The organism is Paracidovorax konjaci, from assembly GCF_900112675.1.
In the GTDB taxonomy this organism is placed as follows: Bacteria; Pseudomonadota; Gammaproteobacteria; order Burkholderiales; family Burkholderiaceae_C; genus Paracidovorax; species Paracidovorax konjaci.
In genome coordinates, this window is the sequence record NZ_FOMQ01000002.1 from 333,358 (window position 1) to 356,819 (window position 23,462).

A 23,462-nucleotide genomic window follows, 5' to 3' on the forward strand; every position below is an offset into this window, starting at 1 on the left:
GGGCCATTTGCGCTAAGGTGCCGCCCATGATGCCGTCCTTCTTCCTGCTGGGCTGGCGCACTCTCTGGCGCGATCTGCGCGCCGGCGGCCTGCGCCTCCTCGTCGTCGCCGTGGCGCTGGCCGTGGCCGCGCTCACCTCCGTGGGCTTTTTTGCCGACCGGCTGCAGGGTGGCCTGGAGCGCGACGCGCTGCAGCTGCTGGGGGGCGACGTGGTCATCGCCAGCGACCTGCCCACCCCTGCCGCCTTCACCGACAAGGCCCGGGCGCTCGGATTGCGCGGCGTGACCACGCTGGGCTTTCCCACCATGGGCCGCGCGAGCGATGCGCAGGGCGGCGCCAGCCGCCTGGTCGCGCTCAAGAGCGTCGAGGCGGGCTACCCCCTGCGCGGTAGCCTGCAGACCGCCGACGGCTCCGGTGCCCCCGCCGGGCCCACGCGCGACGTGCCCGCGCGCGGCGAGGTCTGGGTGGACCCCGCACTGCTCGAAGCCCTGGGCCTGAAGATCGGCGACCCGCTGCTGCTGGGCGACGCGCAGCTGCGCATCGCGCGCACCATCGCCATCGAGCCCGACCGGGGCGCCGGCTTCATGAGCTTCGCGCCGCGCGCCATGGTCAACGTGCAGGACCTGCCCGCCACCGGTCTCGTGCAGCCCGCCAGTCGCCTCACCTACCGCTTCGCCGTCGCGGGCGATTCGCCCGCTGCCGTCCAGGAGTTCACCGCCTGGGCCAACCGCGCACTGCAGGACCCCGCCGTGCATGGCGTGCGCGTGGAGTCGCTCGACAGCGGCCGCCCCGAGATGCGCCAGACGCTCGACCGCGCCCAGAAATTCCTCAGCCTCGTGGCCCTGCTGGCCGCACTGCTGTCCGCCGTGGCCGTCGCCCTGGCCGCGCGTGGCTTCGCCAACGACCACCTCGACGCCGCGGCCCTGCTGCGCGTGCTCGGCCAGAGCCAGCGCGGCATCGCCGGCGGCTACGTGGTGGAGTTCACGCTCGTCGGCCTGTTCGCCAGCGCCGTGGGCGTGGCGCTGGGCTACGCGGTGCACCACGTCTTCGTGCTGCTGCTCGCGGGCCTGGTCGAAGCCACGCTGCCCGCGCCCAGCCTCTGGCCGGTGGCGTTCGGTTTCGGAATGGGCCTCACGCTGATGTTCGCCTTCGGCCTGCCGCCCGTGCTGCAACTGGCCCGCGTACCGCCGCTGCGGGTGATCCGCCGCGACCTGGGCGGCCTCAAGCCGGCCTCCCTGGCCGTGCTCGGGGTGGGCATCGCGGGCTTTGCCGCGCTGCTGCTGGCCGTGAGCAGCGACCGCAAGCTGGGCCTCATCGCGGTGGGTGGATTTGCGGGGGCTGTGGCGCTCTTCGCACTCCTGAGCTGGGCCGCCGTCAAGCTGCTGCGCGCCAGCGTCAACGAGGCCACCGCGCCGCGCTGGCTGGTGCTGGCCACGCGGCAGATCTCCGCGCGGCCGGTCTACGCGGTCGTGCAGGTCAGCAGCCTGGCCGTGGGCCTGCTGGCGCTGGTGCTGCTCGTGCTGCTGCGCACCGACCTCATCGACAGCTGGCAGCGCGCCACGCCGGCCGATGCGCCCAACCGCTTCGTCATCAACGTCATGCCCGATCAGGCGGATGCCTTCCAGGCCACGCTGCGCGACGCGGGCGTGCAGCGCTACGACTGGTTCCCCATGATCCGCGGCCGGCTCGTGGCCATCAACGGACGCGACGTCGGCCCGCAGGATTACACCGACGACCGTGCGCGCCGCCTCGTCGACCGCGAATTCAACCTCTCCAACGCCGCGAAGGCGCCGGACCACAACACCCTCGTGGCCGGCCGCTGGACCGACGGCGCCGCCGGCGAGATCAGCGTGGAGGACGGCATCGCCGAAACCCTGGGCCTGAAGCTCGGCGACACGCTGCGCTTCGACATCGGCGGCATCCCGAGCGAGGCACGCGTCACCAGCCTGCGCAAGGTGGACTGGAGCTCGCTGCGTGCCAACTTCTTCGTCATGTACACCACGGCGCAGATGCCGCCCGAGCTGCCCGTCACCTACCTGGCCGCCTACCGGGCGCCCGGCGCGCCGGGCTTCGACAACGCCCTCGTGCGCGCCTTCCCCAACATCACCAACGTGGACATGGGTGCCACCCTGGCCCAGGTGCAGCGCGTGCTGGGGCAGGTGATCCGGGCGGTCGAATTCCTCTTCGGCTTCACGTTGGCGGCCGGCCTCGTCGTGCTCTTCGCGGCGGTCACCGCCACCCGCGAGGAACGGGCCCGGGAATTCGCCATCATGCGCGCCGTGGGCGCCCGTGCCAGCCTGCTGCGGCAGGTGCAGCGCGCCGAATTGGCAGGCATCGGCCTGCTGGCCGGCTTTCTCGCCAGCACCGTGGCCGTGGCGGTGGGCTGGGCCCTGGCGCGCTATGTCTTCGACTTCCAGTGGACTGCCACGCCCTGGGTGCCGCTGGCCGGCGCGCTCGCGGGCGCCGTGCTGGCACTGGCCGCCGGCTGGTGGGGCCTGCGCGAAGTGCTGCGCCGCCCCGTGGTGGAAACCCTGCGCCGCGCCGCGGAGTGATGGGTGGAGCGCAGCCGGCGCACCGGCTGCGCGCGAAGGCCCCGACCTGATCGATGAACCGACCGATGACCTCCCCTGCAGACCCTTCCCTGCCTTCGCCAGCCGCCGTGCCGACGCCCGCTGCCACTCCCTTCGAGTGGATCGGCGGCGAACCCGCCGTGCGCACCCTCGTGGACCGCTTCTACGACCTCATGGACCTGGAGCCCGCCTACCGGGAATTGCGCGCCGCCCACGGCACCACCCTGGCCGATGCGCGCGACAAGCTGTTCTGGTTCCTCTGCGGCTGGCTGGGCGGCCCGGACCACTACATCGAACGCTTCGGCCATCCCCGCCTGCGCATGCGGCACATGCCGTTCTCCATCGGCATCAAGGAACGCGACCAGTGGGTGGCTTGCATGGACCAGGCCATGGGCGAGAGCGGTGTCCCTGAGGCCCTGCGGGCGCGGCTGCGGGAGAGTTTCATGGGGACGGCGGATTGGATGCGGAACCGGGGCGGGTGAGAGCGCGGCCCGCGTGTAGGCTTGAACCGGGCGGTCTCTGAAAATGCCCTATTCAGGATGGCTTCCGTGTGGCGTCCTCTCAAGGCCGCATCTCCCCAGGCCATGCTGCTTCCGTCCATACGGGGCCTGGCCCCTTGGTCGATTTCCGCGGCGCACCGATCTGGTCGCAGTATTGGTCGTGGATGGCAAAGATCTTCGGATTTTTGCTTTATTTGCTATATTTTTGATAGCAAACTATTCAATGAAATAGGCGGCATGGAGGAGTTTTGGTCCGGATTTCTCTGCTCCGTCGCCTTTCCACTCTGATTCCAGCTTGGCTAGGGGCACGAAGCTGCCCGGCTCGTAGAGGTACTCGGACAGGCGCGATCCACGCAATTCGCCGGTGAGGAGATCGCCGTCGTAGAGGAAGCGGATGTGCCCGAAGGCATCGGCCTTGTCGATGCGCCGGCCCAGGGGGTCGTAGCGGTAGCGGGTGACCTGTTCGGTGGCAGCGGGCTGCACGTGGCCTTCCGCAGGTCGGTCGCGGTACCGCACGACCCGTGCCTCGACGATCTGGTGCTCGGGGCTGTAGCGGTAATGCTGGACGGTGTGCCAGCCGATGCGGCGCTCGGTGATGTTGCCGTGCAGGTCGTAGGTGAAGCGCAGGTCCTGGCAGACGGTAAGTCGGTTGCTGGCGACATGCCTGGATAGAGTAACGGATTTATTGTGATTCTTTGATGAAATAAACTTGAATGTTGCCTCTTTTCTCTTTTGTGGATAATGAATAATATTCTGCAGGCGAGAAATCCCCTTCTATTAGAAATTTGTTGATCTTGAAGATTGCATACTCAACGGATTCTTCTGAAAGCTCAATATGAACAAGTTTTTCTTTGATGTCAATGAATTCAAGGGCTTCATCATCGGTAATGCTTATGATTATCTCTGACTGAATTTCGGAGGCGGCTTTCTTGTATTTTGCTTGAAATGAGTTGAATTGTTTGGTTGCTTTGATTTTTTTAGTGCCTCAATGAAGTAATTTGCACTGCCGTAATCGAATGATATGGATAGTTCTTTTTTGCTGTAAGGGCCTATCCAATATTTAATCATGGGCACCTCTTTATTGGAACATGGACATTCTTTGTGACAGTGAAATTGCCGGTGGGGTTGCCCTTCTTGTCGGTTTTGGGGTGAAAAACTCAAAATGTACGTGAGGAGTATTGGGGATGTTGGGACTGCCCATACCATGGGCTCCAGAGTAGTCTCCAGGTGTTACTCTGAATCGACGAGTGCCATCTATACTTCGCCATTTTCCTTCTTCAACTTTCACAAACTCATCCCCAAGAAATTTCTTCATTTCATCTTTAATACCATGCATACAAACGGATCTTCGCCATTCTGATAATTGTTGTGTGGAATTGTTTGGCTTGTCTTTACCTGATACGACATGTGGGGAGCGTGTCCCTGAGCGATATTTAAGTCCGAGAGGGTCTATCCATGTAATTGGGTTGATCCCATATCTGAAGAGGTTGGCTCCGCCTTCCAACCCAACCGGATCCTGATGGACGAACCTGCCAATAACCGGGTCGTAATACCGGAACCGGTTGTAATGCAACCCGGTTTCCCCATCGGCATACTGCCCTTGGAAGCGCAGGGGTTGTTCGACGAAGGAGAGGGCCTGGATATCGCCTTGTGCAGCGAGTGCCAAAGGCCGATCCGCATGCGTGAAGACCGCCGAACCGTCCGTGCCGGTTTTCAGAACCTGCAGCGCCTGCGTCTCCCCCCAGACTTTGTAGCTCGCTGCCCAGACGATGCGGCCCTGCTCATCGGTCAATTCCTGCGGCGCGCCGATCTGGTCGCACTGGTAGTAGTAGGCGGTAAACGTCTTCGGCCGCTCAGATGTATTTGCTATATTTTCAATAGCAAGCTCTTCAATGAAATCGGCGGCGTGGAGGGGGTTTGGTCCGGATTTCTCTGCTCCGTCGCCTTTCCACTCCGACTCCAGCTTGGCCAGGGGCACGAAGCTACCCGGCTCGTAGAGGTACTCCGAAGCGGTCGGACTTGGCCACGCGCCGTCCGAGGGTGTCGTAGGCATAGCGCGTGGCCTGGGTCACGCCGTGGCGGTAGCCCACTAGACCACGCCCGAGTGCGAAGCGTGGCGCGTCTCCACGGTGCGTGTTCGTGCCGGTGAATTAAGGTGACAGACAGAACAATTGGCAACGTTCGAGAGACATCACGCTCATTCCGTTGAAATCATTGGACAGGCTGCTATTAATGGCGTAGCAAATGGGCGAGGGTAAGCGCGTGGCTCTGCGATGAGGCTATGAAGATCATGTTGCACTCCAGTTTCGAGACAGCCTTACTATTTAACAGACTCTCCATAGTCGACAAAACCCTCCATAGTGATTGCGAGACACCAAGAGCCGTCCTCGGGAAAGAAATAATGATGTTGAGGAGTATTAATTATAATCAATCTAAATACATCCCAAAAAATATTTCTGGATATGATTAAGCCGAAATCCAATGAGGAGTCATTGATATAAAATATTCTTGGACTTTGATCAATGATGGACTGGAAGTTTTTATTTTCTAATTCATTTGCTACGATTTCTAGCTTTTCTGTCGTGTTGATGGTTTTGTTTCTTGGATTGTAGTTGTATAGCCAGTGGTTTCGGGTTTTTCCCCAATCTATTTTCGAACCTGAAAAGCTAAATTTTTTGCTTAGGGGATTTATTAGTTTTTCTTGATTGTGCTCGACGATCAAATGATTGTTGATGGTGTAAGGAGCGATCTTCTCTAGTATTTCTTCTTCAATGTTCATCTGCCTCTCCAAGGTTTTGATGGTAAGTTAAAGCTGCCTTGTATCTTTTCTACCGTTTTGCTTGATCCTTCAAAGGTGAAATGCGGGCCTTCTTCTTTGCCGTTGAATACATTGATATGTCCTCCGCATCTTGAATCATGCTCAACTCTAAAACCAGTTTTTCCGTTTTCCGTTGTCATCCCAACCGGCTGTCCTGCTGTAGAGCCAAATTTACCTGTGTTTACTGTATTGGCTGAGAAACCCCGTGCTGTTAACCATGCCAACGCGGCATTTCTGGCCTGGTTATAATCTTTGAAATGCTTTCTGTTGGGACAGTCATCCTTCTTTTTCTCTTCGCAAGGACAGTTCTTATTAGATGAACTGCTTTTCTGCGGGCTGAGTCCTAAAGGATCAAACCAGTCGGATGAGTTGGGTGCATACGTGAATAAGTTTGTACCACCCATTAACCCGATAGGATCCTGAGAAACAAACCTCCCCACCCCCGGGTCGTAATACCTAAACCGGTTGTAATGCAACCCGGTTTCCTCATCGAACTGCTGCCCCTGGAACCGGAAGGGCTGTTCGATGAGCGGAGGCACGGTGTGCCGGGCTGCCTTGTCGTTGGCGTCGTGCGAGTCCATTCCCGGCCCATGCCCCCGGCGCCGTTCGCCGGCCAGCCCGTCCGTTCCAGTCGCCGTTCTCGGCACGGCCCGCAGCGTGGCCTCGCCCCAGACCTTGTAATCCGCAGCCCAGGCGATGTGGCCCCGCGCATCGGTCAGCTCCAGCGGGGCGCCGATCTGGTCGCAGTGGTACCAGTAGGTCTGGCGATCATCCTGCGTTCCCTGGAGGGTGGCCAGCGGCACGAAGCTGTTCGGCTCGTAGACGAACAGCGCCTCGCGCCCGCCGCGCTGGCTGTGCACCAGCAGGTCGCCGTCCCAGAGGTAGTGCGTGGCGCCGAAGCGGTCGGACTTGGCCACGCGCCGTCCGAGGGCGTCGTAGGCATAGCGCGTGGCCTGGGTCACGCCGTGGCGGCTGGTGGTCGATTCGACCAGCTGGTGGTCGGCGTTCCAGCGCAGTTCGATGACCTCGTGGGTGCCCGCTTTCTGGTTGCCGCGCGTGCGCTTCGTCACGTTGCCGTGCTCGTCGTACTCGAAGTGCAGGTCCTGGTAGAAGCGCAGGCGGTTGTCGCCCACGACCCCCAGGCCGGTGCGCTCGGTACGGCCCTCCTGGGCGTGCTGGCGCTCGATCTGCGAGGCGGAGCCGTCCAGCAGGTTGCCGGCCGGATCGAAGGCGAAGAGTTCCCTGGCGAGGCGGCTGCCGTGGCCGGGCAGGGCGGCGAGGATGCGGCCGGTGGGGTCGTAGCGGAAGTCCTGGCGGCCGCGCAGGGTGTCGGCGCGGGCGACGAGCTGGCCGGTGGCGTCATAGGCGTAGGCGCGCTCCAGCACGGCAGCCCCTGCCTCCGTCGCCACGTTGCCGCTGCCGCGCAGGCTGGCGCGGTGGCGCACGAGGCGGCCGGCCGGGTCCCAGCCGTAGTGGCTGGTGGCGGCGCCCTGGCTGCGCTCCGTCTCGCGGTGCAAGGCGTCGCGTTCGATGTCGGTGATGACCTCGTGGGCGCCCTGGCCGTCCGCCGGGGCGATGTTGATCTGGTGCAGGTGCCCGGAGCCGTAGAAGAGCCAGTGCAGCGCGCGCCCGTCGGGCAGGCCGGTACGGATGCGGTTGCCCAGCGGGTCGTAGCCGTGGGAGAGGGTGCGCACCAGATCGTTGGAGACCGGATGGCCCGGGCGGCTGCGCACGGTGCCGGTCCCTTGCCCGATCAGCGTCTGCGTCTCGGCCAGCAGTTGCCCCACGGGGTCATAGGCGAAGGCGAGGTGCGCCGCACCGTTGTTCGCCTGCGTGAGGCGGCCCAGCGCGTCGTAGCGGTAGGTGGATTCCAGTGCGGCTTCTGCGGCGCCGTGTCCGTGCGAGCGCTTGGCGAGCAGCCGGCCCAGCGCGTCGCGCTCGAAGCGCGTGACCTTGCCGGGCCCGGCCTCGCAGCCGCCGGTCTCGACCGCGTGGGTGAGTTCGCCCGCGGCGTTGTAGACGTAGCGCTGCCAGCGGCCGTCGAAGCCGATCTCGTCGGTGAGCTGGTCGCGCAGGTCGTAGCGGAAGGTGGTCTGGGCGCGGTTCTCGTTGGTGAGGGCGATGAGGCGGCCGGCGCGGTCGTAGTGGTAGGCGAGGGTGCGGCCGGCCGCATCCACGCGGGTGAGGGGGCGGCCGGCACCGTCGTAGGTGTAGCGGGTGGTGTGGCCCAGCGGGTCGGTGTAGGCGAGCAGTTGGGCCTCGCCGTTCCAGGCGTACTGGTGGACGGCGGGGGTGCCGCGTCCTTCTGCGTTGCCCGTGCCGGGCTCGGTCACGCGCACGAGGCGGCCTGAGCCATCGTACGTGTAGTGCGTCGTCTGCCCGAGTGCATCGGTGCGCGCCAGGAGCTGGCCCAGGGCGCCGTAGGCGAAGCGCGTGGTGCGGCCGGAGCAGTCGGTGGCGGCGATGAGGTTGCCGGCCTCGTCCCAGGCCAGGCGCCGGGTGCCGCCACGGGCATCGGTGGTCTGCACGGGCCGGCCGGCCAGGTCGTAGACGGTGCGCGTGGTCTGCCCGAGCGGATCGGTGGACTGCACGAGATGCCCGCGCGCGTCGTACTCGCGCCGCCATTCGTGGCCCAGGGCATCGCGCAGCACGGTGACGAGGTCCAGCGGGTTGTACTGCAGCTGGGTGGATTGGCCCAGGGCATCGACGATCTGCACGATGTTGCCGCGTGCGTCGTGGCGCAGGCTGGTGCGCCGGCCCAGGGGGTCGATGCGCCCGCGCGGGGTGCCGGTGGCGTCGAAGGGCGTGTCCTCGCGCGTGGCCTCGGGGGTGCCCTCGGCGACGACGGTGGAGACGATGTTGAAGCGCGCATCCCAGTGGTAGGCGGTGACGCGGCCCAGTGCATCGGTGTGGCGGGTGATGCGCTCCTGGGGGAAGTAGGCGAAGCGGTCGTCGTCCTGGCCGGGGATCGGGGTGTCGGCGCACCAGGAGCGCAGCACGCGGCCCTGCGGGCCTTCGGTGTCGTATTGGGCGAAGTAGCGGTGGCCGCTGGCCTTGCGGTAGCCCACCAGCACGCCCGTGCGCCAGGCGTACTGGCGGTAGGGCGTGTCTCCATGGTGGGATGCGATGAGCTGGCCGTGCGCGTCGTAGTCGTACCGCGCCAGCACGGTGGGCGCATGGCCGGGCACGAGCCATTCCACCGCGGCGATGCGCTCGCCGAGCAGCGCGTCCTGTGGCGCGGGCGCCGAGGCGCGCGTCCACGCGAGGCGCAGGTGGCGCCCTGCGGTATCGGTCAGGCCCGTGAGGCGCTGCGGACGGAACGCCGCGCCGAAAGTGTCTGCCGCGGCCGTCGGGGGCGGAGCAGCGTCCGTGCCGTCCTCGCGGGCGCGGCGTTCGCGCTCTTGCCGGCCGCTCCAGGTCAACACCTCTTGCGTGCCGTTGCCCCCAGGTTCCAGCGGTTCCCAGTGCAGCGCGATGGAGTTGCCGTCGCGGTCCGAGAGGCGTGCCAGCGGCAGGCGCCATTGCCCGGGTGCGTGGCGGCGGAAGTGGTGTTGCAGGCCGCTCTTGTGTTCGACGATCCACAGGTCGGCGCCCGGCCGGCGCACGGTGAACTTCTCGTAGCGGTCGAAGTGCTCGGCGCCTTCGGCGACCAGGGGCAGCGGCACGTGGCGGCCGGCATCGTCCAGCAGCACCATGCCCTCGGCGGAGAGGCGCAGTTCCTGTGCCACCGAATGGCTCCAGCCGCGGCCGAACGGGCCGTCCTCGGCCAGGCCCGAGCGGTAGCGGCGGCGCCAGGCGAGCGATAGCAGCGGACCCGGGCCGGGCAGGGCGAAGTCCGTCTCGTCCATGAGCTTCTGCCCGCTGGAGATGAGGACGGGGCCGCCGATGGCGCACGTTTCGCAGGGGCCCTTGCCGTGCGGCTGCTGGTTGTTGCTGTGCTGGGGCGTGGCCTTGGTGTCGTTCTTGCCCTCGCTCTTGGTGCTGCGCTTGAAGCGCTTGCCCGCCAGCGCGAACAGCAGGGCGGCGCCGCTGCCCACGAGCCAGCGTGCCAGGCGCTGGCGCGCTTCTTCGAGCTGCGCGGGTGTCATCTCGGAGGTCCAGGTGGCGGTGATGGCGCGGATCTCGTCGGCGGCCTGCATGGCGGCCTGGCCCGTGCCGATGGCGCGGTCCACCATCACGGCGCCCCCCACCGCCTGGCCGATCACGGGCACGCCCTGCACAGCGGTGGCGGCGATCGAGATGCCCAGGCCTGCGTAGGTGGAGGGGTCCTTGAGGGCTTCGAGCACTTGGTCGATCTCCGCCTGCGCGGCATCGCCGAAGTGCTTGGCCTCCAGTCCGCCGAGCACCTTGCCGGCGTTGTCGATCATCTTGGCCGTCTGGGGCGAGAGGCGCACCAGCACGGCGTTGGCGAGCGTGGTCACGCCATCGACGACCATCTCCCCGGCTTCGTGGGCCACGTCCTTGACGTAGGTGGAGTACTGGTTGACCTTGTCGCGCACTTTGGTGAACCAGCCGACCTTGACGGGCACGGGGTCGTGCCGGCCCTGGTCCATTGCGCCATAGCGGTTGGCCATCTGGGTGCCGTGTTCGCGGATGGTGCCCAGAGGGATCTGGATGGTGCGGCTGTTGTTGGCGTGCCATGCCACGCCGGGGTTGCCTTTGGTCTTGAGTTCGACCGGCGTGGCAGGCTCGAAGGTCCAGCCATCGGCCACCTGCGTGACCGCTCCGCGGCCCCCGCTGAAGATGTGCGTGCCCATGCTCGGGTTTTCTCCCTATCGGTCAATGTTCTGGTTGTTCTGGAGGAAGCGGGCCGAATAGGTGCGGACCTGCTCGGGGTGGGAGCCTGCCTCTGCGGCGTGTCCCTGCGCTGTATGTGCCCGCGGATGCTGCAACGTACGCTCCAGTGCCACGGCCGCCGCTTCCGTGCCCTCGTCGAGCGTCCATGACAGGATCGAGTTGGCGGGATGGAGGTCGTGGAGCACGCGCTGTGCGGCCAGAGCCCAATGCACGGGGCCCGTGGCAGCACCCACCTGACCGATCACGGCGGCCGGCTCCCAGTCGGTCGGGTCCAGGTAGCGTGCCGCCCGCACGCGCGCGGCGACCTGGGCCAGGGCCCGCCACGAGGAACCGTCGAAATCCGACAGGCTGAAGCCCACGTTGTCCCCTTCCCAGCCCGCCTGGGCCAGTGCCGTGCGCAGAACCTCTTCCAGGGCTGCCGCATCGGGGTCCTGGGGCGGGCGCCGGTGCGCCGTGGCGTTGCCGGCGAGCGCAGGGGCGTGCAACACGAGGCCACGGGCGTGGGAGGCGCGGGTGTCGGATACAGCCGTCAGCCACAGGCAGGCGGCGGCTTCGCTGGCGACGCAGCCATCGGGCGTGGCTTCGGCCAGCAGAGCACCGCGTGCGTGCGCCTGCGCAAGAGACGACTCGTCGAGCAGGCTGTCCACGGCCATGAGCAGCGCAGTACCCTGGTGTTCGCCGAGCTTGCCTAGAGCTTCGAGCGCTGCGAAGCCGGCGGAATGCCCTCCGCGAACGAAATGGCATGGCCGTGCAACCCACGCCGCTGCCACCTGCGGACCGGCCCATCGGGCCAGTTCGGCCAGGGCCTGGCGCCAGACTTCCGCGCAGGCTTCGCCCTCGATGCGCAGGGGCAGGGCCAGCACCAGACGGTCCGGCTCGGGCACCGGCACGGCATGGCTGGCGTCCCGGGCTCCAGGCAATGCCTCCGACAGGTCCGCCAAAGCCGCAGCCAGCAGCCGCGCGAGGCGGGGGATGCCGTCGAGTCCGCCCGTCACTTCCGGGCAAGGCGCGGTAGTGAAGGGCCGGGCGGCAATGCGAGGCTGGAGCGTCTTGCGGAAGCGCTTTTGCATGCCCACCCAAGATGCGGCCGATTGCCAGGCGCGGGTGCCGACCGAGGTGACCGCACCGCAGTGCTCGATCCGCCAGAGGCGCGGCGCGGGAGGGGGTGTCGATGGGGAGGGCATGGCAGGGAGGAGAAAAAGCGGGCGTCAGGGCTGCGTGGCCGGCGCAGAGTGGGGGGGGCACTTCGCGAAGGAGGGCGCGCGGGCGTGGGCCGTGATGTGTACGAGGCCGATGCTCTCCAGCGAAGGCAGGGCCAGTGCGGTGCGCCAGAGAAGCGAGGCATGCCGGTCCTCGGTATCCGCGAGCACCGTGTCCCAGCGCATTTCCTGCGGCGCAAGCAGCGTGCCGCCCGAGGTTTCCGCCTGGGCGGTCAGCGTGATTTCGGGCCAGGTGAAGAACAGCGGGCCTTCCGCGGACATGCCTTGCAGGACCAGGCCGTGACCGGGCCTGGGGCTTTCGCGCAGTTGCAGGGGCTCGGGGGCGGCGTTGTAGTGGCGGGGATCGAAATCTTCCGGAAGATCGGGGGCGCGTGTCGTTCGCCACCGTTCGTCGAAGGTTCCCTGCAACGCCCGGCGAGGCAGGTGGTGGGGCGGAACGTGCCCGAGCGCTGTGGGCGCAACGGAATCATCCCAGCCGCCGAGCGCCGTTTCGGCCGATTCCACCCATGGCATCGGCGCACTCTGTGCGGCTGCGGCGCTGGGGTACCAGCCCATGCCTTCGGGATTGCTGTCGAGCGCTTGGTGCGCACCGGTTTTCGCGTCAGTGACCTGTCCGCCGAAGGCGAACGGCCGCAACAGCGGAATGCGGGAGACCGGGCCCGTACCAGCCGCGCGCAGCCGTCCCAGACCACCAAGATCGGCCATCCAGCAACGCGGCGCAAACGCGCGCAGATCGAGCAGGCGGCGCGTGGACCCCTGTGCCAGGTAGTCCACGGAGGCATCCATCGACAGCGCAGGTTGTCCGCCCGGGGCCACGGCCCAGGCGTTCACGAGCAGATCGAAGCAGGGTTTGGGTGGCACATGCTCGGATTCGACGCGAGCCCAGGATTCGCCGCGCCGGGCCTCGATGACGGCTGCCTGCGCATCGTCGAGCGGCAGGCTGCCGAGGCTCTGCAGTACCCCGCTGCGTGCGATGGGCGCCTGCCGTTCCGCAGGTGCAAGGCGGGGAGGGCTCTGGGCTTGTGCGGACAGCAGCCACGTTCCTTTCACGACGATCACCAGCATGTTGCCTGCCTGCGGATCTCGGTGCGCGAAGGTCTGGGCGCGGAACGGCGTGTGATTGAGGATTTCGCAGTTCATGGCGATGCGCCGTCGTCTTCGAGCCCGGCGATCAGCTGCACGGCCTCGACGGCACCCATCTGCCGTGACGCCAGATCTTCCGTGAGCACCGGAAACGCCCGTCCGGAGGCGGCCGCGTGCTCGTGGTAGAGCCAGCCCCGCATCGCATGGCTCACGTCGAAAGCTTGTTCGAGACGTGTACGTGGGTGGAGGGGCGAGGCTCCGCGGATGCGCACGGCGTCCAGGGCCCACAGCCTGTCTTTCGTCACCGGATCGGCCCATGCCGCGATGTGGCCAGGCTCCAGCCCCGTGCATCCGTTGGCCGCGAACACGTCGCAGGCCATGGCACGAAGCGCGCCCTGGCGGACCAAGGGGTCCACGGCCTGGGTGGAAGTCAATTCGGGAGGAACCTGGCCGAAAACCAGTTGCAGCACGTCGCGCTCTGCAGGATCGACCGGCCTGTCCAGCCGCTCGATGAAATCGAGGACAGGGAGCAAACCCTGGATCTTGCCGGCCACCGCCACCACACGCAGGGCGGTCTCGTTCGGGATGCGCAGGCCTCCCACGACGGATTCCAGTGCCGCTTCGGGTTCCCTGGCTGTCCAGAGCCCCATCGATGCATCCACGGCAGCGGCCCAGCCGATGGGGTGCGAAGCCTCGGAAGGCCCGTCCGCCGCGGTAAGGCGGCCGATATAGGAGCGTAGTTCGGGCAGCGGCAGGTGCCCTCCGATCGCACCCAGCGCTTGAAGCGTGATGATCTGCCGCGCGAGGTCCTGGCCCTTCAGCACGGAGGTCCAATGCTCCTGCGTGCGCGGAGGCAGCTTACCCATGAGCGCGCACGCGAGCAGGCAGGTGTCTTGGTTCGCCCCGTTGCAGGCCGCCGTGTGTACGCCATCCAGGTGCGCGGGCAAGGCCAGGCGGCCGGCGAGTTCCACCCCCAGGTCGCGCAGCGCCGGTGTGGTCGATGCGAGGAGGTGTTGGCAGGTATCGGGCGCGCCGTAGAACCACAGGGCATCCCGGACAGCCCCGGCGTGTTGCTGCAGAAAGGTACCTATGAGCGCGAGGCGTTTCGGGGCATCGGTTTCGTGGTGCTCGGAAAGCGCCACGCGCACGAAGGCCGCGCTGTGCCGGTCGAACGGCTTGGCCCGTCCGTATGCATCGGCAGCTGCTTCCTGACACGCCGGGCCGTAGTAGCGGCAGACGGCCACAAGCGCATCCAGACGTTGGTCCACGGCCTTCAGGGCGCGGACGGTGTATCCGCCACGCAGCAGTCCGGCACGTCTCCCGTAGGCCCGGATGGCGATGTCCATCTGCGTGGGCAGCATCCCTGGCAGTGGAGGCGGAGCATTCGTTCGGAAAGGTGTCATCGTCGGAAAGGAGTCCATGTCGTGTGCATGGGTCTGATCGGCATGCAGGACATCGCCGAAATGGCCGCATCCAGCACCACGGGGGGTGCATGCACTCCGGTATCAGTTGAGTTCGATCGAGCCGCCTTCGATGCGGTGGGTCTCGACCGCTGCCGAGGTGATCTGGTGCGCACGGGTTTCCAACGCACCAACCTTGGTGAACTGCATTCGGGCATCGCCGCAACGCAGAACCACCTGACTCACCGCGGCCATGTCGATCTGTGCCACTTCCAGCGCAAGGCTGCCAGTGGCACGGTCAAATTGCCAAGGCGGGCATACCGGAGACCCCGGCACCGGCCATGCGGCGACGATCAGGGCGGGTAGTTCTGCCGCATCCGCTCCACTGCCGAGCGCTGCCAGAACGGGCTGCCCGGCCACTACGCCCGGCACCTGCGAGGCGAGTGCGGCGCGGATCTCGCGCCCCTGGCACGACACCAGGGCCATGCCGTCTGATTCCACGCGCATGACTTCGGCGGGAAGCAGCGCGAACGCATCCGCAGTTGCAGGCGACGGGGTGGAGAGCGCCCCGGTATCGCGGCCGCGCACCATGCGGGCATCAGTTTTCATGGATGCCTCCGGAAGTGGTGGTGACATCGCTGGAGCCGATGAGCCGGATGCTCTGGCCATTGACGGTAATGGTTCCGTCAGCCTGCAAGATCACGCTGCTGGAGCCGACCTTGAGCGTGATGGATTCCGCATCCATGGTGATGCTCGAGCCGCCTCCGCCTCCGCCGCCCGATGGAGAAGATGCCACGATGTTCTGGGGGCCGCCCGCACCCGCGGCACCAGAGCCCCCACCTCCACCGACGGTGAGGCTGTACTTGGTACCCACCACCGTGCTCTGGTTGGAGCCGACCTTGACATTGCGGTCGCTTCCCACCGTGGTGCTCTGATTGTTTCCAACGATCGTGGCCATGATGGCACCCACGTTCAGGTTGTAGACCACGCCGACGTTTTCCATGCGGCCCACGCCCACGTTCTGCATGGAGGCGATGCCGATGGTCTCGGTCTTGATCTTGCCCACCTTGATCGACCAGTTGTTGCCGATCTTGTCCTTCTCGTTGCGCCCGATGGTCTTGCTGCGGTTCTTGCCGATGTCGATGGTTTCGTCGATGCCGACGTCCTCGCGGCGGTTGTCGCCGATGCTGATCTTCTCGTCGTGGTCCACACGCTCGGTGCGGTTGTTGTGCACGGTGATTTTTTCATCCCGATCGACGGTCTCCGTGCGGTCGCGGTGGATCACGCTGGTCTCATCGCGGTCGATGGTCTTGCGCCGGTCCTGGCCGACCCACTTGTCCTCGTCGTTCTCGACCTCGGTGAGCTGGTCCTTCTGGGCGTGCAGCCAGAGCTGCTCGGCGCCCTTCTTGTCCTCGAAGCGCAGCGCGTTCGCATCGCCCGCGCCGTTCTTCAGGCCGTCGCCCGCCGCGCCTCCCTTGCTCGACCGGGTCTTGACGCCCGACTGCGTGGCATTGCCCGGCAGGCCCCAGGGCGGCATGTTGGCCGCGTTGTAGACGCAGCCCAGGATGATGGGGTAGTCGGGGTCGCCGTTCAGGAAGTCGACGATCACTTCCATGCCGATGCGCGGCGTGAAGACGGCGCCGAAGTTCGGGCCGGCCCAACTGGTGGACACGCGCACCCAGCAGCTGGAGTTCTCGTCCATGGCACCCAGCCGGTCCCAGTGGAACTGCACCTTGACGCGGCCGTATTCGTCGGTCCATATCTCTTCGCCGGCCGGGCCCACCACCACCGCCGTCTGCGGGCCGGTGGTGCGCGGGCGAGGGGTGGTCACCTGCGGGCGGTAGGGCTGGGAGGTGGGATGCACCTCCATGTTGAACTTCTGGACCGATCCGCCCTGGGTCTGGCCCACGCCGCCCGTGCCCTGGGAGGCCTGCACGTTCTCCTCCAGGTGGTATTGAACGCGTGTGACGAGGTACTGCCGGTTCTGGTCGCCGCGCGGGTAGTTCTCCAGCACGATGGTGTAGCCGGGGGCGATGCTGCGCTTGTTGAGCTCGGCCCGGGCGCGCTCGCGCCCGGCCATGCCCTCTTCCATGTGCAGGCGGGTGTAGGTCTCGCCGTCGGCGAACTCGGTATAGCCGCCCGGCCACTCGTAGCGCTCGTAGCTGTCCTGCGCATGGCCGGGGGGCGCCTGGCGCATCTCGGAGAGGTCGGCGCGCGGCTTCTTGAAGTCGTAATCGTCCAGGTAGGCGCGCCCGGGAGCGACGCCCTGGCCCATGTGCCAGGCGAAGATGTGCTCGCGGTCGGCGATGGCGGCCTTGCCCGGGGGGTAGAAGGGGATGGTGCCGCCGCCGGGCAGCGGGGCGTGCGATCCGACCACGTCGTCGGCGAAGACCACGGTGTGGCTGCCGCTGGCGTGTTCGACGAACCAGTAGATGCCTTCGGACTCGCACAGGCGGGAGATGAACTGGTAGTCGCTCTCGTGGTACTGCACGGTGTAGGGCCGGCTGCGGTAGCCGCGCGTGAGGCGCTGCACGAAGGGCTTGCCGTAGCGCGAGAGCACCTGCGTGACGATGGCCGGCACGTCCATCTCCTGGAAGATGCGGAAATCGGTGCGGCGGGTGGCGAGCCAGAGCCAGGGCTGGAGGGTGAGGCGGTAGGCGAACTGCGCGGAGGTGTCCTGCCCGCGCATGCCGAAGCCGGTGACGATGCCGTCGATATAGCGGTGGCCCTGGCCTTCGGTTTCCACGACGACGGTGGTGCCGAGCCCCAGGAGGGCCTTGGGATCGATGGACGAATCCTTGGACAGCAGGTCGATCTCCAGGGCCGAGAGGGCCGAGAGTTCCTCCACTCCCTGCAACTGGCGGAACTGCAGGGCCTCTCCCAAAGGTGTCTGAATTGTTACGCGACGATTCGTCATGCGATCAACTGTTTCCAGGCGTTGTTGTTGGGCCGCATTATGGAGGCGGGGGTACGTGCGAACGCACTGTTACTGTCGTGCCATTGCATCCAAATGTTCCCGGGATGCCGCAGGATGGCAACAGAAGGCAACGGCTGGCGAGGTGATGCGCTTTGTGCATGAAGTCATGGCGATGTCACACGGGATGCCAACACTCGCAGGTTTTGTTACCCACGGACCCTTGCATGCCTGCACATCTCTCCCCTCTGACGATCTCCGGCCGGGCCGCATGGCCGCTCCACGCGCTGGGTGCGGCTTCCGCCGTGCTGCTGGCCGCCTGCGGCGGCAGCGACGGTGCCAGCGACAACGCCGGCGCCACCGCCACGCTGGCCGTGTTGGAAACCACCGACCTGCACTTCAATGTGCGCAGCTACGACTACTTCAAGCTGGCCGACGACCCGTCCTACGGCTTCGAGCGCACCGCCACGCTGGTGCGCCAGGCCCGCAAGGAATTCGCCAACACGCTGCTCGTGGACAACGGCGACACCATCCAGGGTACGGCGCTGGCCGACTACGAAGCCGTGGTGAAGGCGATCCCCTGCAACCAGCAACTCTCGATGTACAAGGCCATGGGCGCCCTCGGCTTCGATGCCGGAACGCTGGGCAACCACGAGTTCAACTACGGCCTGCCGTTCCTCAACCAGGTGCTTGGCGGCGGCATGGACGTCGAGGGCGTGGATGCCAAGCAGAAATGCGCGGGCTCGGGATACCCCGCGGTGCTGGCCAACGTGTACAGCAGCAAGACGCGGCAGCCCCTCGTGCAGCCTTACACGCTGATCGAAAAGACGCTGGTGGCCACCGGCCCGGACGGCAAGGAAGTGAAGCTGCCGATCAAGGTCGGCGTGATCGGCTTCACGACGCCCGGCATCATGAACTGGGACAAGCGCTACCTCGACGGCAAGGTGTACACCGAAGGCGCCGTGGAATCCGCGACGAAGTACGTGCCCGAGCTGCGCGCCAAAGGGGCGGACATCGTCGTGGCGCTGCTCCACGGTGGCCTGGACGCGGGTGCGTACACGCCCACGATGGAAAACCCGGGCCTGTACCTCTCCAAGGTGCCGGGCATCGATGCCATGGTCATGGGCCACCAGCACAGCGTGTTCCCCGACACGGCGGCCACGCCGGCCTACAGCCAGCCCGGCGTGGACAACAAGGCGGGCACCATCAACGGCGTGCCGGCCGTGATGGCGAGTTCGTGGGGCAAGGCGCTCGGCGTGATCAGCCTCAAGATGAAGTGGGACGGCAAGGCCTGGAGCGTGGACAGGTCCGCGAGCAAGAGCGAGTTGCGCAACATCCAGACCGGCAAGGACGCGGCGGGCAAGGCCGTGTACGTGAGCGCCGATGCCACCATCGCACCGCTCGTCGAGTCGCAGCACCAGGCCACCATCGGCTACGTGAAGACGCCCATCGGCAGCACGGATTTCCGCATGAGCACGCTGTTCGCCGACGTGGGCGACCCGGGCGCGATCCAGATCGTGAACCAGGCGCAGCAGGCCTACGTGTCGGCCTACATCCAGGCGAACCTGCCCCAGTACAAGGACCTGCCGGTGCTGTCGGTGAGCGCGCCGTTCAAGTCCGGCTTCCAGGGCGGTGCCGACTACACCGATGTGGCCACCGGCCCGCTCGCGATCTTCAATGCGGCCGACCTGTACCTCTACCCGAACACCGTCTACGCGGTGAAGGTAAATGGCGCGGACATCAAGAACTGGCTGGAAGCCGCGGCCAAGCGCTTCAACCAGATCGACCCCGCGAAGACCTCCGAGCAGCAGCTCATCAGCACCTTCCCGGGCTACAACTTCGACATGTTCACCAGCACCGACGTGCAGTACGAGATCGATGTCACCCAGCCCACCGGCAGCCGCATCAAGAACCTCGCGTACAAGGGCCAGCCGATCAATACCGCGCAGGAGTTCGTGATCGCCACGAACAACTACCGCGCCACCAGCGGCAAGAGCTTCATCGACAAGCTCGATGGCTCCGGCACCATCTGGGCATCGCCCGATGCGAACCGCGACGTGGTGATCGACTACATCCGCAAGAACCCCAGCGTGACCCGCACGGCCAATGGTGCGGCCAAGAGCTGGCGTTTCGCCAAGGCCACCACGGCCGGGCCGGTGGTGTTCAGTTCGGGGGGCAATGCGCTTTCCGTGGCGCAGGCTGCCGGCCTCGCGAACATCTCGCTGCTCGCCGCCGACGATGGCTCGGGCAAGGGCACGTCGAAGTACCGGCTCGACTTGTCGAAATAAGCCGGCCGGCCGGATGCAAGGGTCGGTGCATGCCGGCCCTTGCATCGGGGTCAGTCGTCCAGGCGTTCGCTCAGGACCTGGCCGGTGGTGGGCTCCACGCGCAATTCCACGGCCTGGTTGGCGCGGTTGGTGGCCTCGGCTTCCCAGAACCCGTCGTCGTATTCGATGCCGCGGACATGGGTGTAGCCGGCCTGCTGCAGTGCCTGCACCACCTGCTCGGCGCCGAGCACGGGCTGGTTGTTGAGCGTGCCGCCCGAGCGCCCCACCTGGCTCAGCACTTCGAGCGTCACGGGGTGCAGCACGAATTCCACCTTCTCGTGCTGCTGGACCGATTTGCGGGCTTTCGCTTCCCAGAAGCCGTCGTCCAGTTCCACGTCGTACACCACGGCGTAGCCGCCGGCGCGCAGCCGCTGGGCCACCTGCTCCGCGCTCGGCAGCGTGGTACCGATGTCGCTCTTGCGCACGGCGGTGAAGCTGCCGTTGGCATCGTTCACCAGCACGTGGGCACGCACGCCGTCCTGGGAGACGGCCTCGGCCGTCCAGTACCCATATTGCTTCTGGAGGTCGTGCGGCGCGACGTAATGGTTCTGCGCCATCACGTGGACCGCCTCCTGGGCATTCAAGGCCAGGGCGAGGGACGGCAGTGCGGCTGCGGTGGCGATGGCCAGCGTGATGACGGTCTTCTTCATGGTTGCTTCCTTTCGGTGTTGCGATGGTTTGGAATCTGGAGGCAGTGTGTGCAAACCTTCCTAAACCCACCATGAAGCGCCCATTCATGGGCCGTTTAATGGCGCCCGCAATAATCGCGCGATGGAGCAACGGACACCGGGCTATTTCTTGCGGGCGGCAGCGTGCGCTGCGATGGTGCTCGCCTGCGCCCACGTCCCTGCGGCCGAACAGGATGCGGCGCGGCGCGGGGTGCTCACCGGCCAGCTCAAGCCACTCAACAGCATCATTTCGGACATCAGCCGCCAGTACGCGGGCCGTGTCATCGATGTGGAGAGCAAGCGCGGGCGCAAGGGCGAGCTCCGCTACGAGATCACGATCATCGATGCCCGGGGCGACAAGCATGAAGTGCTGGTCGACGCGGCCACCGGCTCCGTGGTGGCGCAGGAGCGCGACTGGCCCACGCAACCCGTTTCGCTGGCGCAGATGGCGCGGTACATCAAGCAACTGGAGCAGCGGTACGGCTCGCGCGTGGTGAACGCCGAGTTCGAGCGCGATGCCCAGGGCAAGGCGGTCTACGAGGTCAAGTTCTCGGACCGCCCCGCCGGCGACATGAAGCTGCTGGTGGATGTGCGCACGGGCGAGGTACTGCATCCGCCCGAGCCGGCCGCCGCGCAGGCCCCCCCGAAATCCATGGCCGTGATGCTGGAATCGCTGCGGCCCCGATTTTCCGGGCTGGTGCTGGAAGTGGAGCTGGAGACCGACCACCGGCGCCGCCCTTACTACAGCGTCGAGCTGCAGCAGCCCAACGGCTTCAAGCTGGAGCTGGAAGTCGATGCCGTCACCCTGGAAGTGATACGGCAGAAAGTGGACGACTGATGCGCATCCTGGTGGTGGAAGACGACGTGGCGCTGGCGCAGCAATTGCGCGGCGCCCTGGAGGCGGCGGGTTTCGCGGTGGATGTGGAGCACGATGGCGAGGCCGCATCCTTCGCCGGCAGCGCCGAGGCCTACAGCGCCGCGGTGCTGGACCTGGGCTTGCCGCTCAAGGACGGCCTGAGCGTTCTGCACGACTGGCGCGAGGCCGGCCGTGGCTGGCCCGTGCTGGTGCTCACGGCCCGCAACCGCTGGAGCGACAAGGTCGCCGGCTTCAACGCGGGGGCCGACGATTACCTGACCAAGCCGTTCCTGATGGACGAGGTGGTGTTGCGGCTGAGGGCCATGCTGCGCCGCACGGCCGGATCGGCCGCCGCGGTGTTGCGCCTGGGCCCGCTGGAGTACGACGTGGTGCAGGGCCGCTTCTCGCTGCAGGGGCAGGGTCTGCAGCTCACCGCGCAGGAGCACAAGATTCTGGCCTATTTCATGCACCACCCGGGCCGGCTGCTCACGCGCACCGACATCAGCGAGCATGTGTATGCGCGCGACCTCGATCCGGACTCCAACACGCTGGATGTACTCATCGGCCGCATCCGCCGCAAGCTCGGCGGCGCGCCGCAGCTGGTGACCGAGCGCGGCCAAGGGTTTCGTCTGGTGGCCTCCGATGCCCCGGGCTGAAGCATTGCAAGGGCCGCGATGACGCACGGCGGCAGCGGCTTCGACGAGGTGCCGGAACCCTCTGCGCCACAGCCTCCTGCGCAGCCGGCCCGGGGATTTTCCGCATGGGCGCTGAGGCTGGCCCAGTGGCCCATGGCCACGCGCATCGCGCTGCTGGCGCTGATTCCCATGCTGCTGCTGGTGGCGGCGGGCGGGCTGTGGTTGCGCGGGCAGATGCACCAGAGCCTGCTGGATGGCTTCGAGCAGGTGCTGCGCGACAAGGCCCAGCGAGTGGGCGCGCGGCTGCACCGCGGTCCCCAGGGCGGGCTGCGCGAGGCCACCGGCGGGGCGGACGAATTCAGCGCCATCTACGCCGGTTGGTACTGGCGTGCGAATGCGGGCGGCGAGGTGCTGCGCTCGCGGTCGCTGTGGGACATGGACAGCCTGCCCGTCGCCACACGGCCCACGCGCGGCTCGGCCGTGCTGCACCCGGCCACGGGCCCGTTGCAGGAGCCCTTGCTGGCGCTGACCCTGCCCATCGCCCTGGGCCAGCCACCCGTGCCGGTGGCGCTGACGGTGTATGGCCCGGCAGCCCAGCTGCAAGACAGCATCCGGCAGATCGACCGCACCCTGGTGCTGGCCGGAATGGTGCTGATGGCGCTGGCCGGCGTACTGGCATGGTTGCAGGTGCGGGTGGGCCTCGCGCCGCTGCGCCGCCTGGAAGCGCTGCTGGCCACCCTGCGGGCGCCGAACGGCGCGGGGCCCGATGTGGCGCAACACCTGGCCGCTCCCACGGGAAGGGATCTGCAGCCCCTGCAGAATGAACTGGCCGGCCTGCTGGCGCACAACGCGCATGTGGTGGCCCGGGCGCGTGCCCATGCGGTGGACCTGAACCACGCCCTCAAGAAGCCCCTGGCCCTGCTGAGCGCACAGGCCAGTGCGCAGCCCCAGGTGTCCAGCAGCGAGGTGCGCCACCAGGTCGAGGCGATGGCCCAGCTGGTGGACCGCTACCAGGCCCGCACCCTGAGCGATGCGCTGCATGCCCACCCCGGTGCCACGGGGCAGGCGGTGGACGTGCGCGAGTGCGTGGCCCAGGTGCTGCGCATGATGGAGCGGCTGCATGCCGCGCAGGCGCTGGACTGGGCGTTGAAAGACCGCACTGCAGGCCTCCTGCTGTGGCGCGGGGAGCGGGCCGACCTGGAGGAAGTGCTGGGCAATCTGCTGGACAACGCGGGGAAGTGGGCGGCTTCGCAGGTGCGGTTGACGCTCTCCATGGCGGGGGATGCCGAGCACGCCAGCCTGCGCCTGGATATTGAAGACGATGGCCCGGGCATGACGCCGGAGCAGTTGCAGGCCGCCGGGCAGCGTGGCGTGCGGTTTGACGAATCGGTGCAGGGCAGCGGGCTCGGCCTGGCGATCGCGAGCCAGATCGCACAGGCCTATGGGGGCCACCTGCACCTGCGCAAAAGCGACGATCTTCGCGGCCTGGGTGTGTGGCTGGAGATGCGCGGACTGATGCAGGCCAGGCGGCATCGCACGGAATGACGGGGCGGTGCCCAGGCGACTTCGGTGTGGGCCTTGTCCAAGAAGGCTCCACCGAATGCACTTCGAGTGCCGATGAACTGAAGGGCAGAACCCTGGCATGGCTGCGGCGCGGGCCGCCCACGGCCTGGA

At 66.5% G+C, this 23,462-nt stretch carries 15 protein-coding genes and 1 pseudogene; 6 read left to right on the plus strand and 10 right to left on the minus strand.

Annotation, left to right across the window (positions count from 1 at the left end):
* Positions 1-26 precede the first annotated feature (26 nt).
* Both BM144_RS04095 and BM144_RS04100 read left to right on the plus strand, forming a co-directional pair.
* Positions 27-2,552 (plus strand): ABC transporter permease, encoded by a 2,526-nt coding sequence (locus BM144_RS04095; RefSeq protein WP_175525941.1) that lies wholly within the window; start codon positions 27-29, stop codon positions 2,550-2,552.
* A 65-nt stretch (positions 2,553-2,617) separates the two neighbouring features.
* Positions 2,618-3,052, plus strand: coding sequence for a group II truncated hemoglobin (locus tag BM144_RS04100; RefSeq protein WP_092950010.1), 435 nt, complete (start codon positions 2,618-2,620; stop codon positions 3,050-3,052).
* 234 nt (positions 3,053-3,286) lie between these two features.
* Here the strand turns inward: BM144_RS04100 and BM144_RS22545 are convergent, their stop codons facing one another.
* The 9 genes and pseudogenes from BM144_RS22545 to BM144_RS04145 all read right to left on the minus strand — a co-directional run bounded on the left by BM144_RS22545 (position 3,287) and on the right by BM144_RS04145 (position 17,305).
* Positions 3,287-3,586, minus strand: coding sequence for a hypothetical protein (locus BM144_RS22545; RefSeq protein WP_175525942.1), 300 nt, complete (start codon positions 3,584-3,586; stop codon positions 3,287-3,289).
* A 919-nt stretch (positions 3,587-4,505) separates the two neighbouring features.
* Positions 4,506-4,898: pseudogene (locus BM144_RS23770) on the minus strand (RHS repeat-associated core domain-containing protein); the annotation flags it as partial.
* A 492-nt stretch (positions 4,899-5,390) separates the two neighbouring features.
* Positions 5,391-5,849: a hypothetical protein gene (locus tag BM144_RS22550; RefSeq protein ID WP_139225627.1), complete on the minus strand. Its 459-nt coding sequence runs from the start codon at positions 5,847-5,849 to the stop codon at positions 5,391-5,393.
* Complete coding sequence (locus BM144_RS04120) at positions 5,846-10,645, minus strand: RHS repeat-associated core domain-containing protein (protein WP_092950014.1); 4,800 nt, start codon at positions 10,643-10,645, stop codon at positions 5,846-5,848. Before BM144_RS04120 ends, BM144_RS22550 begins: the two co-directional genes overlap by 4 nt.
* Positions 10,646-10,660: 15 nt before the next feature.
* A complete protein-coding gene (locus BM144_RS04125) occupies positions 10,661-11,869 on the minus strand; it encodes a hypothetical protein (protein ID WP_139225628.1) in 1,209 nt (402 codons plus the stop codon).
* A gap of 24 nt (positions 11,870-11,893) precedes the next feature.
* Complete coding sequence (locus BM144_RS04130; RefSeq protein ID WP_092950016.1) at positions 11,894-13,045, minus strand: DUF2169 family type VI secretion system accessory protein; 1,152 nt, start codon at positions 13,043-13,045, stop codon at positions 11,894-11,896.
* Positions 13,042-14,349, minus strand: coding sequence for a hypothetical protein (locus tag BM144_RS04135; protein WP_092950017.1), 1,308 nt, complete (start codon positions 14,347-14,349; stop codon positions 13,042-13,044). Before BM144_RS04135 ends, BM144_RS04130 begins: the two co-directional genes overlap by 4 nt.
* Before the next feature lie 144 nt (positions 14,350-14,493).
* Positions 14,494-14,997 (minus strand): hypothetical protein, encoded by a 504-nt coding sequence (locus BM144_RS04140; RefSeq protein WP_092950018.1) that lies wholly within the window; start codon positions 14,995-14,997, stop codon positions 14,494-14,496.
* Complete coding sequence (locus tag BM144_RS04145) at positions 14,987-17,305, minus strand: type VI secretion system Vgr family protein (protein ID WP_092950019.1); 2,319 nt, start codon at positions 17,303-17,305, stop codon at positions 14,987-14,989. The genes BM144_RS04140 and BM144_RS04145 overlap by 11 nt, the downstream gene beginning before the upstream one ends.
* Positions 17,306-17,529: 224 nt before the next feature.
* On the opposite strand from BM144_RS04145, the gene BM144_RS04150 reads away from it, so the two are divergent.
* On the plus strand, positions 17,530-19,590 hold the full coding sequence (locus tag BM144_RS04150; protein ID WP_092950020.1) for a bifunctional 2',3'-cyclic-nucleotide 2'-phosphodiesterase/3'-nucleotidase: 2,061 nt from the start codon (positions 17,530-17,532) through the stop codon (positions 19,588-19,590).
* A 50-nt stretch (positions 19,591-19,640) separates the two neighbouring features.
* On the opposite strand, the gene BM144_RS04155 is transcribed toward BM144_RS04150, so the two are convergent.
* On the minus strand, positions 19,641-20,279 hold the full coding sequence (locus BM144_RS04155; RefSeq protein ID WP_092950021.1) for a PepSY domain-containing protein: 639 nt from the start codon (positions 20,277-20,279) through the stop codon (positions 19,641-19,643).
* 121 nt (positions 20,280-20,400) lie between these two features.
* Here BM144_RS04155 and BM144_RS04160 point away from each other — a divergent pair, with 121 nt between their 5' ends.
* The 3 genes from BM144_RS04160 to BM144_RS04170 all read left to right on the plus strand — a co-directional run bounded on the left by BM144_RS04160 (position 20,401) and on the right by BM144_RS04170 (position 23,333).
* Positions 20,401-21,135: a PepSY domain-containing protein gene (locus BM144_RS04160; protein ID WP_092950022.1), complete on the plus strand. Its 735-nt coding sequence runs from the start codon at positions 20,401-20,403 to the stop codon at positions 21,133-21,135.
* Entirely contained in the window at positions 21,135-21,809 is a 675-nt protein-coding gene (locus tag BM144_RS04165) for a response regulator transcription factor (RefSeq protein ID WP_092950023.1), read from the plus strand. The genes BM144_RS04160 and BM144_RS04165 overlap by 1 nt, the downstream gene beginning before the upstream one ends.
* Before the next feature lie 132 nt (positions 21,810-21,941).
* On the plus strand, positions 21,942-23,333 hold the full coding sequence (locus BM144_RS04170; protein ID WP_092950124.1) for a sensor histidine kinase: 1,392 nt from the start codon (positions 21,942-21,944) through the stop codon (positions 23,331-23,333).
* Positions 23,334-23,462: the final 129 nt, after the last annotated feature.

Excerpts from the sequence above, each read along its gene's own strand:
- BM144_RS04095 (WP_175525941.1), top strand. The coding sequence starts at position 27 with ATGATGCCGTCCTTCTTCCTGCTGGGCTGGCGCACTCTCTGGCGCGAT.
- BM144_RS04100 (WP_092950010.1), top strand. The coding sequence starts at position 2,618 with ATGACCTCCCCTGCAGACCCTTCCCTGCCTTCGCCAGCCGCCGTGCCG.
- BM144_RS22550 (WP_139225627.1), bottom strand. The coding sequence starts at position 5,849 with ATGAACATTGAAGAAGAAATACTAGAGAAGATCGCTCCTTACACCATC.
- BM144_RS04120 (WP_092950014.1), bottom strand. The coding sequence starts at position 10,645 with ATGGGCACGCACATCTTCAGCGGGGGCCGCGGAGCGGTCACGCAGGTG.
- BM144_RS04125 (WP_139225628.1), bottom strand. The coding sequence starts at position 11,869 with ATGCCCTCCCCATCGACACCCCCTCCCGCGCCGCGCCTCTGGCGGATC.
- BM144_RS04130 (WP_092950016.1), bottom strand. The coding sequence starts at position 13,045 with ATGAACTGCGAAATCCTCAATCACACGCCGTTCCGCGCCCAGACCTTC.
- BM144_RS04135 (WP_092950017.1), bottom strand. The coding sequence starts at position 14,349 with ATGCTGCCCACGCAGATGGACATCGCCATCCGGGCCTACGGGAGACGT.
- BM144_RS04140 (WP_092950018.1), bottom strand. The coding sequence starts at position 14,997 with ATGAAAACTGATGCCCGCATGGTGCGCGGCCGCGATACCGGGGCGCTC.
- BM144_RS04145 (WP_092950019.1), bottom strand. The coding sequence starts at position 17,305 with ATGACGAATCGTCGCGTAACAATTCAGACACCTTTGGGAGAGGCCCTG.
- BM144_RS04150 (WP_092950020.1), top strand. The coding sequence starts at position 17,530 with ATGCCTGCACATCTCTCCCCTCTGACGATCTCCGGCCGGGCCGCATGG.
- BM144_RS04155 (WP_092950021.1), bottom strand. The coding sequence starts at position 20,279 with ATGAAGAAGACCGTCATCACGCTGGCCATCGCCACCGCAGCCGCACTG.
- BM144_RS04160 (WP_092950022.1), top strand. The coding sequence starts at position 20,401 with ATGGAGCAACGGACACCGGGCTATTTCTTGCGGGCGGCAGCGTGCGCT.
- BM144_RS04165 (WP_092950023.1), top strand. The coding sequence starts at position 21,135 with ATGCGCATCCTGGTGGTGGAAGACGACGTGGCGCTGGCGCAGCAATTG.
- BM144_RS04170 (WP_092950124.1), top strand. The coding sequence starts at position 21,942 with ATGGCCACGCGCATCGCGCTGCTGGCGCTGATTCCCATGCTGCTGCTG.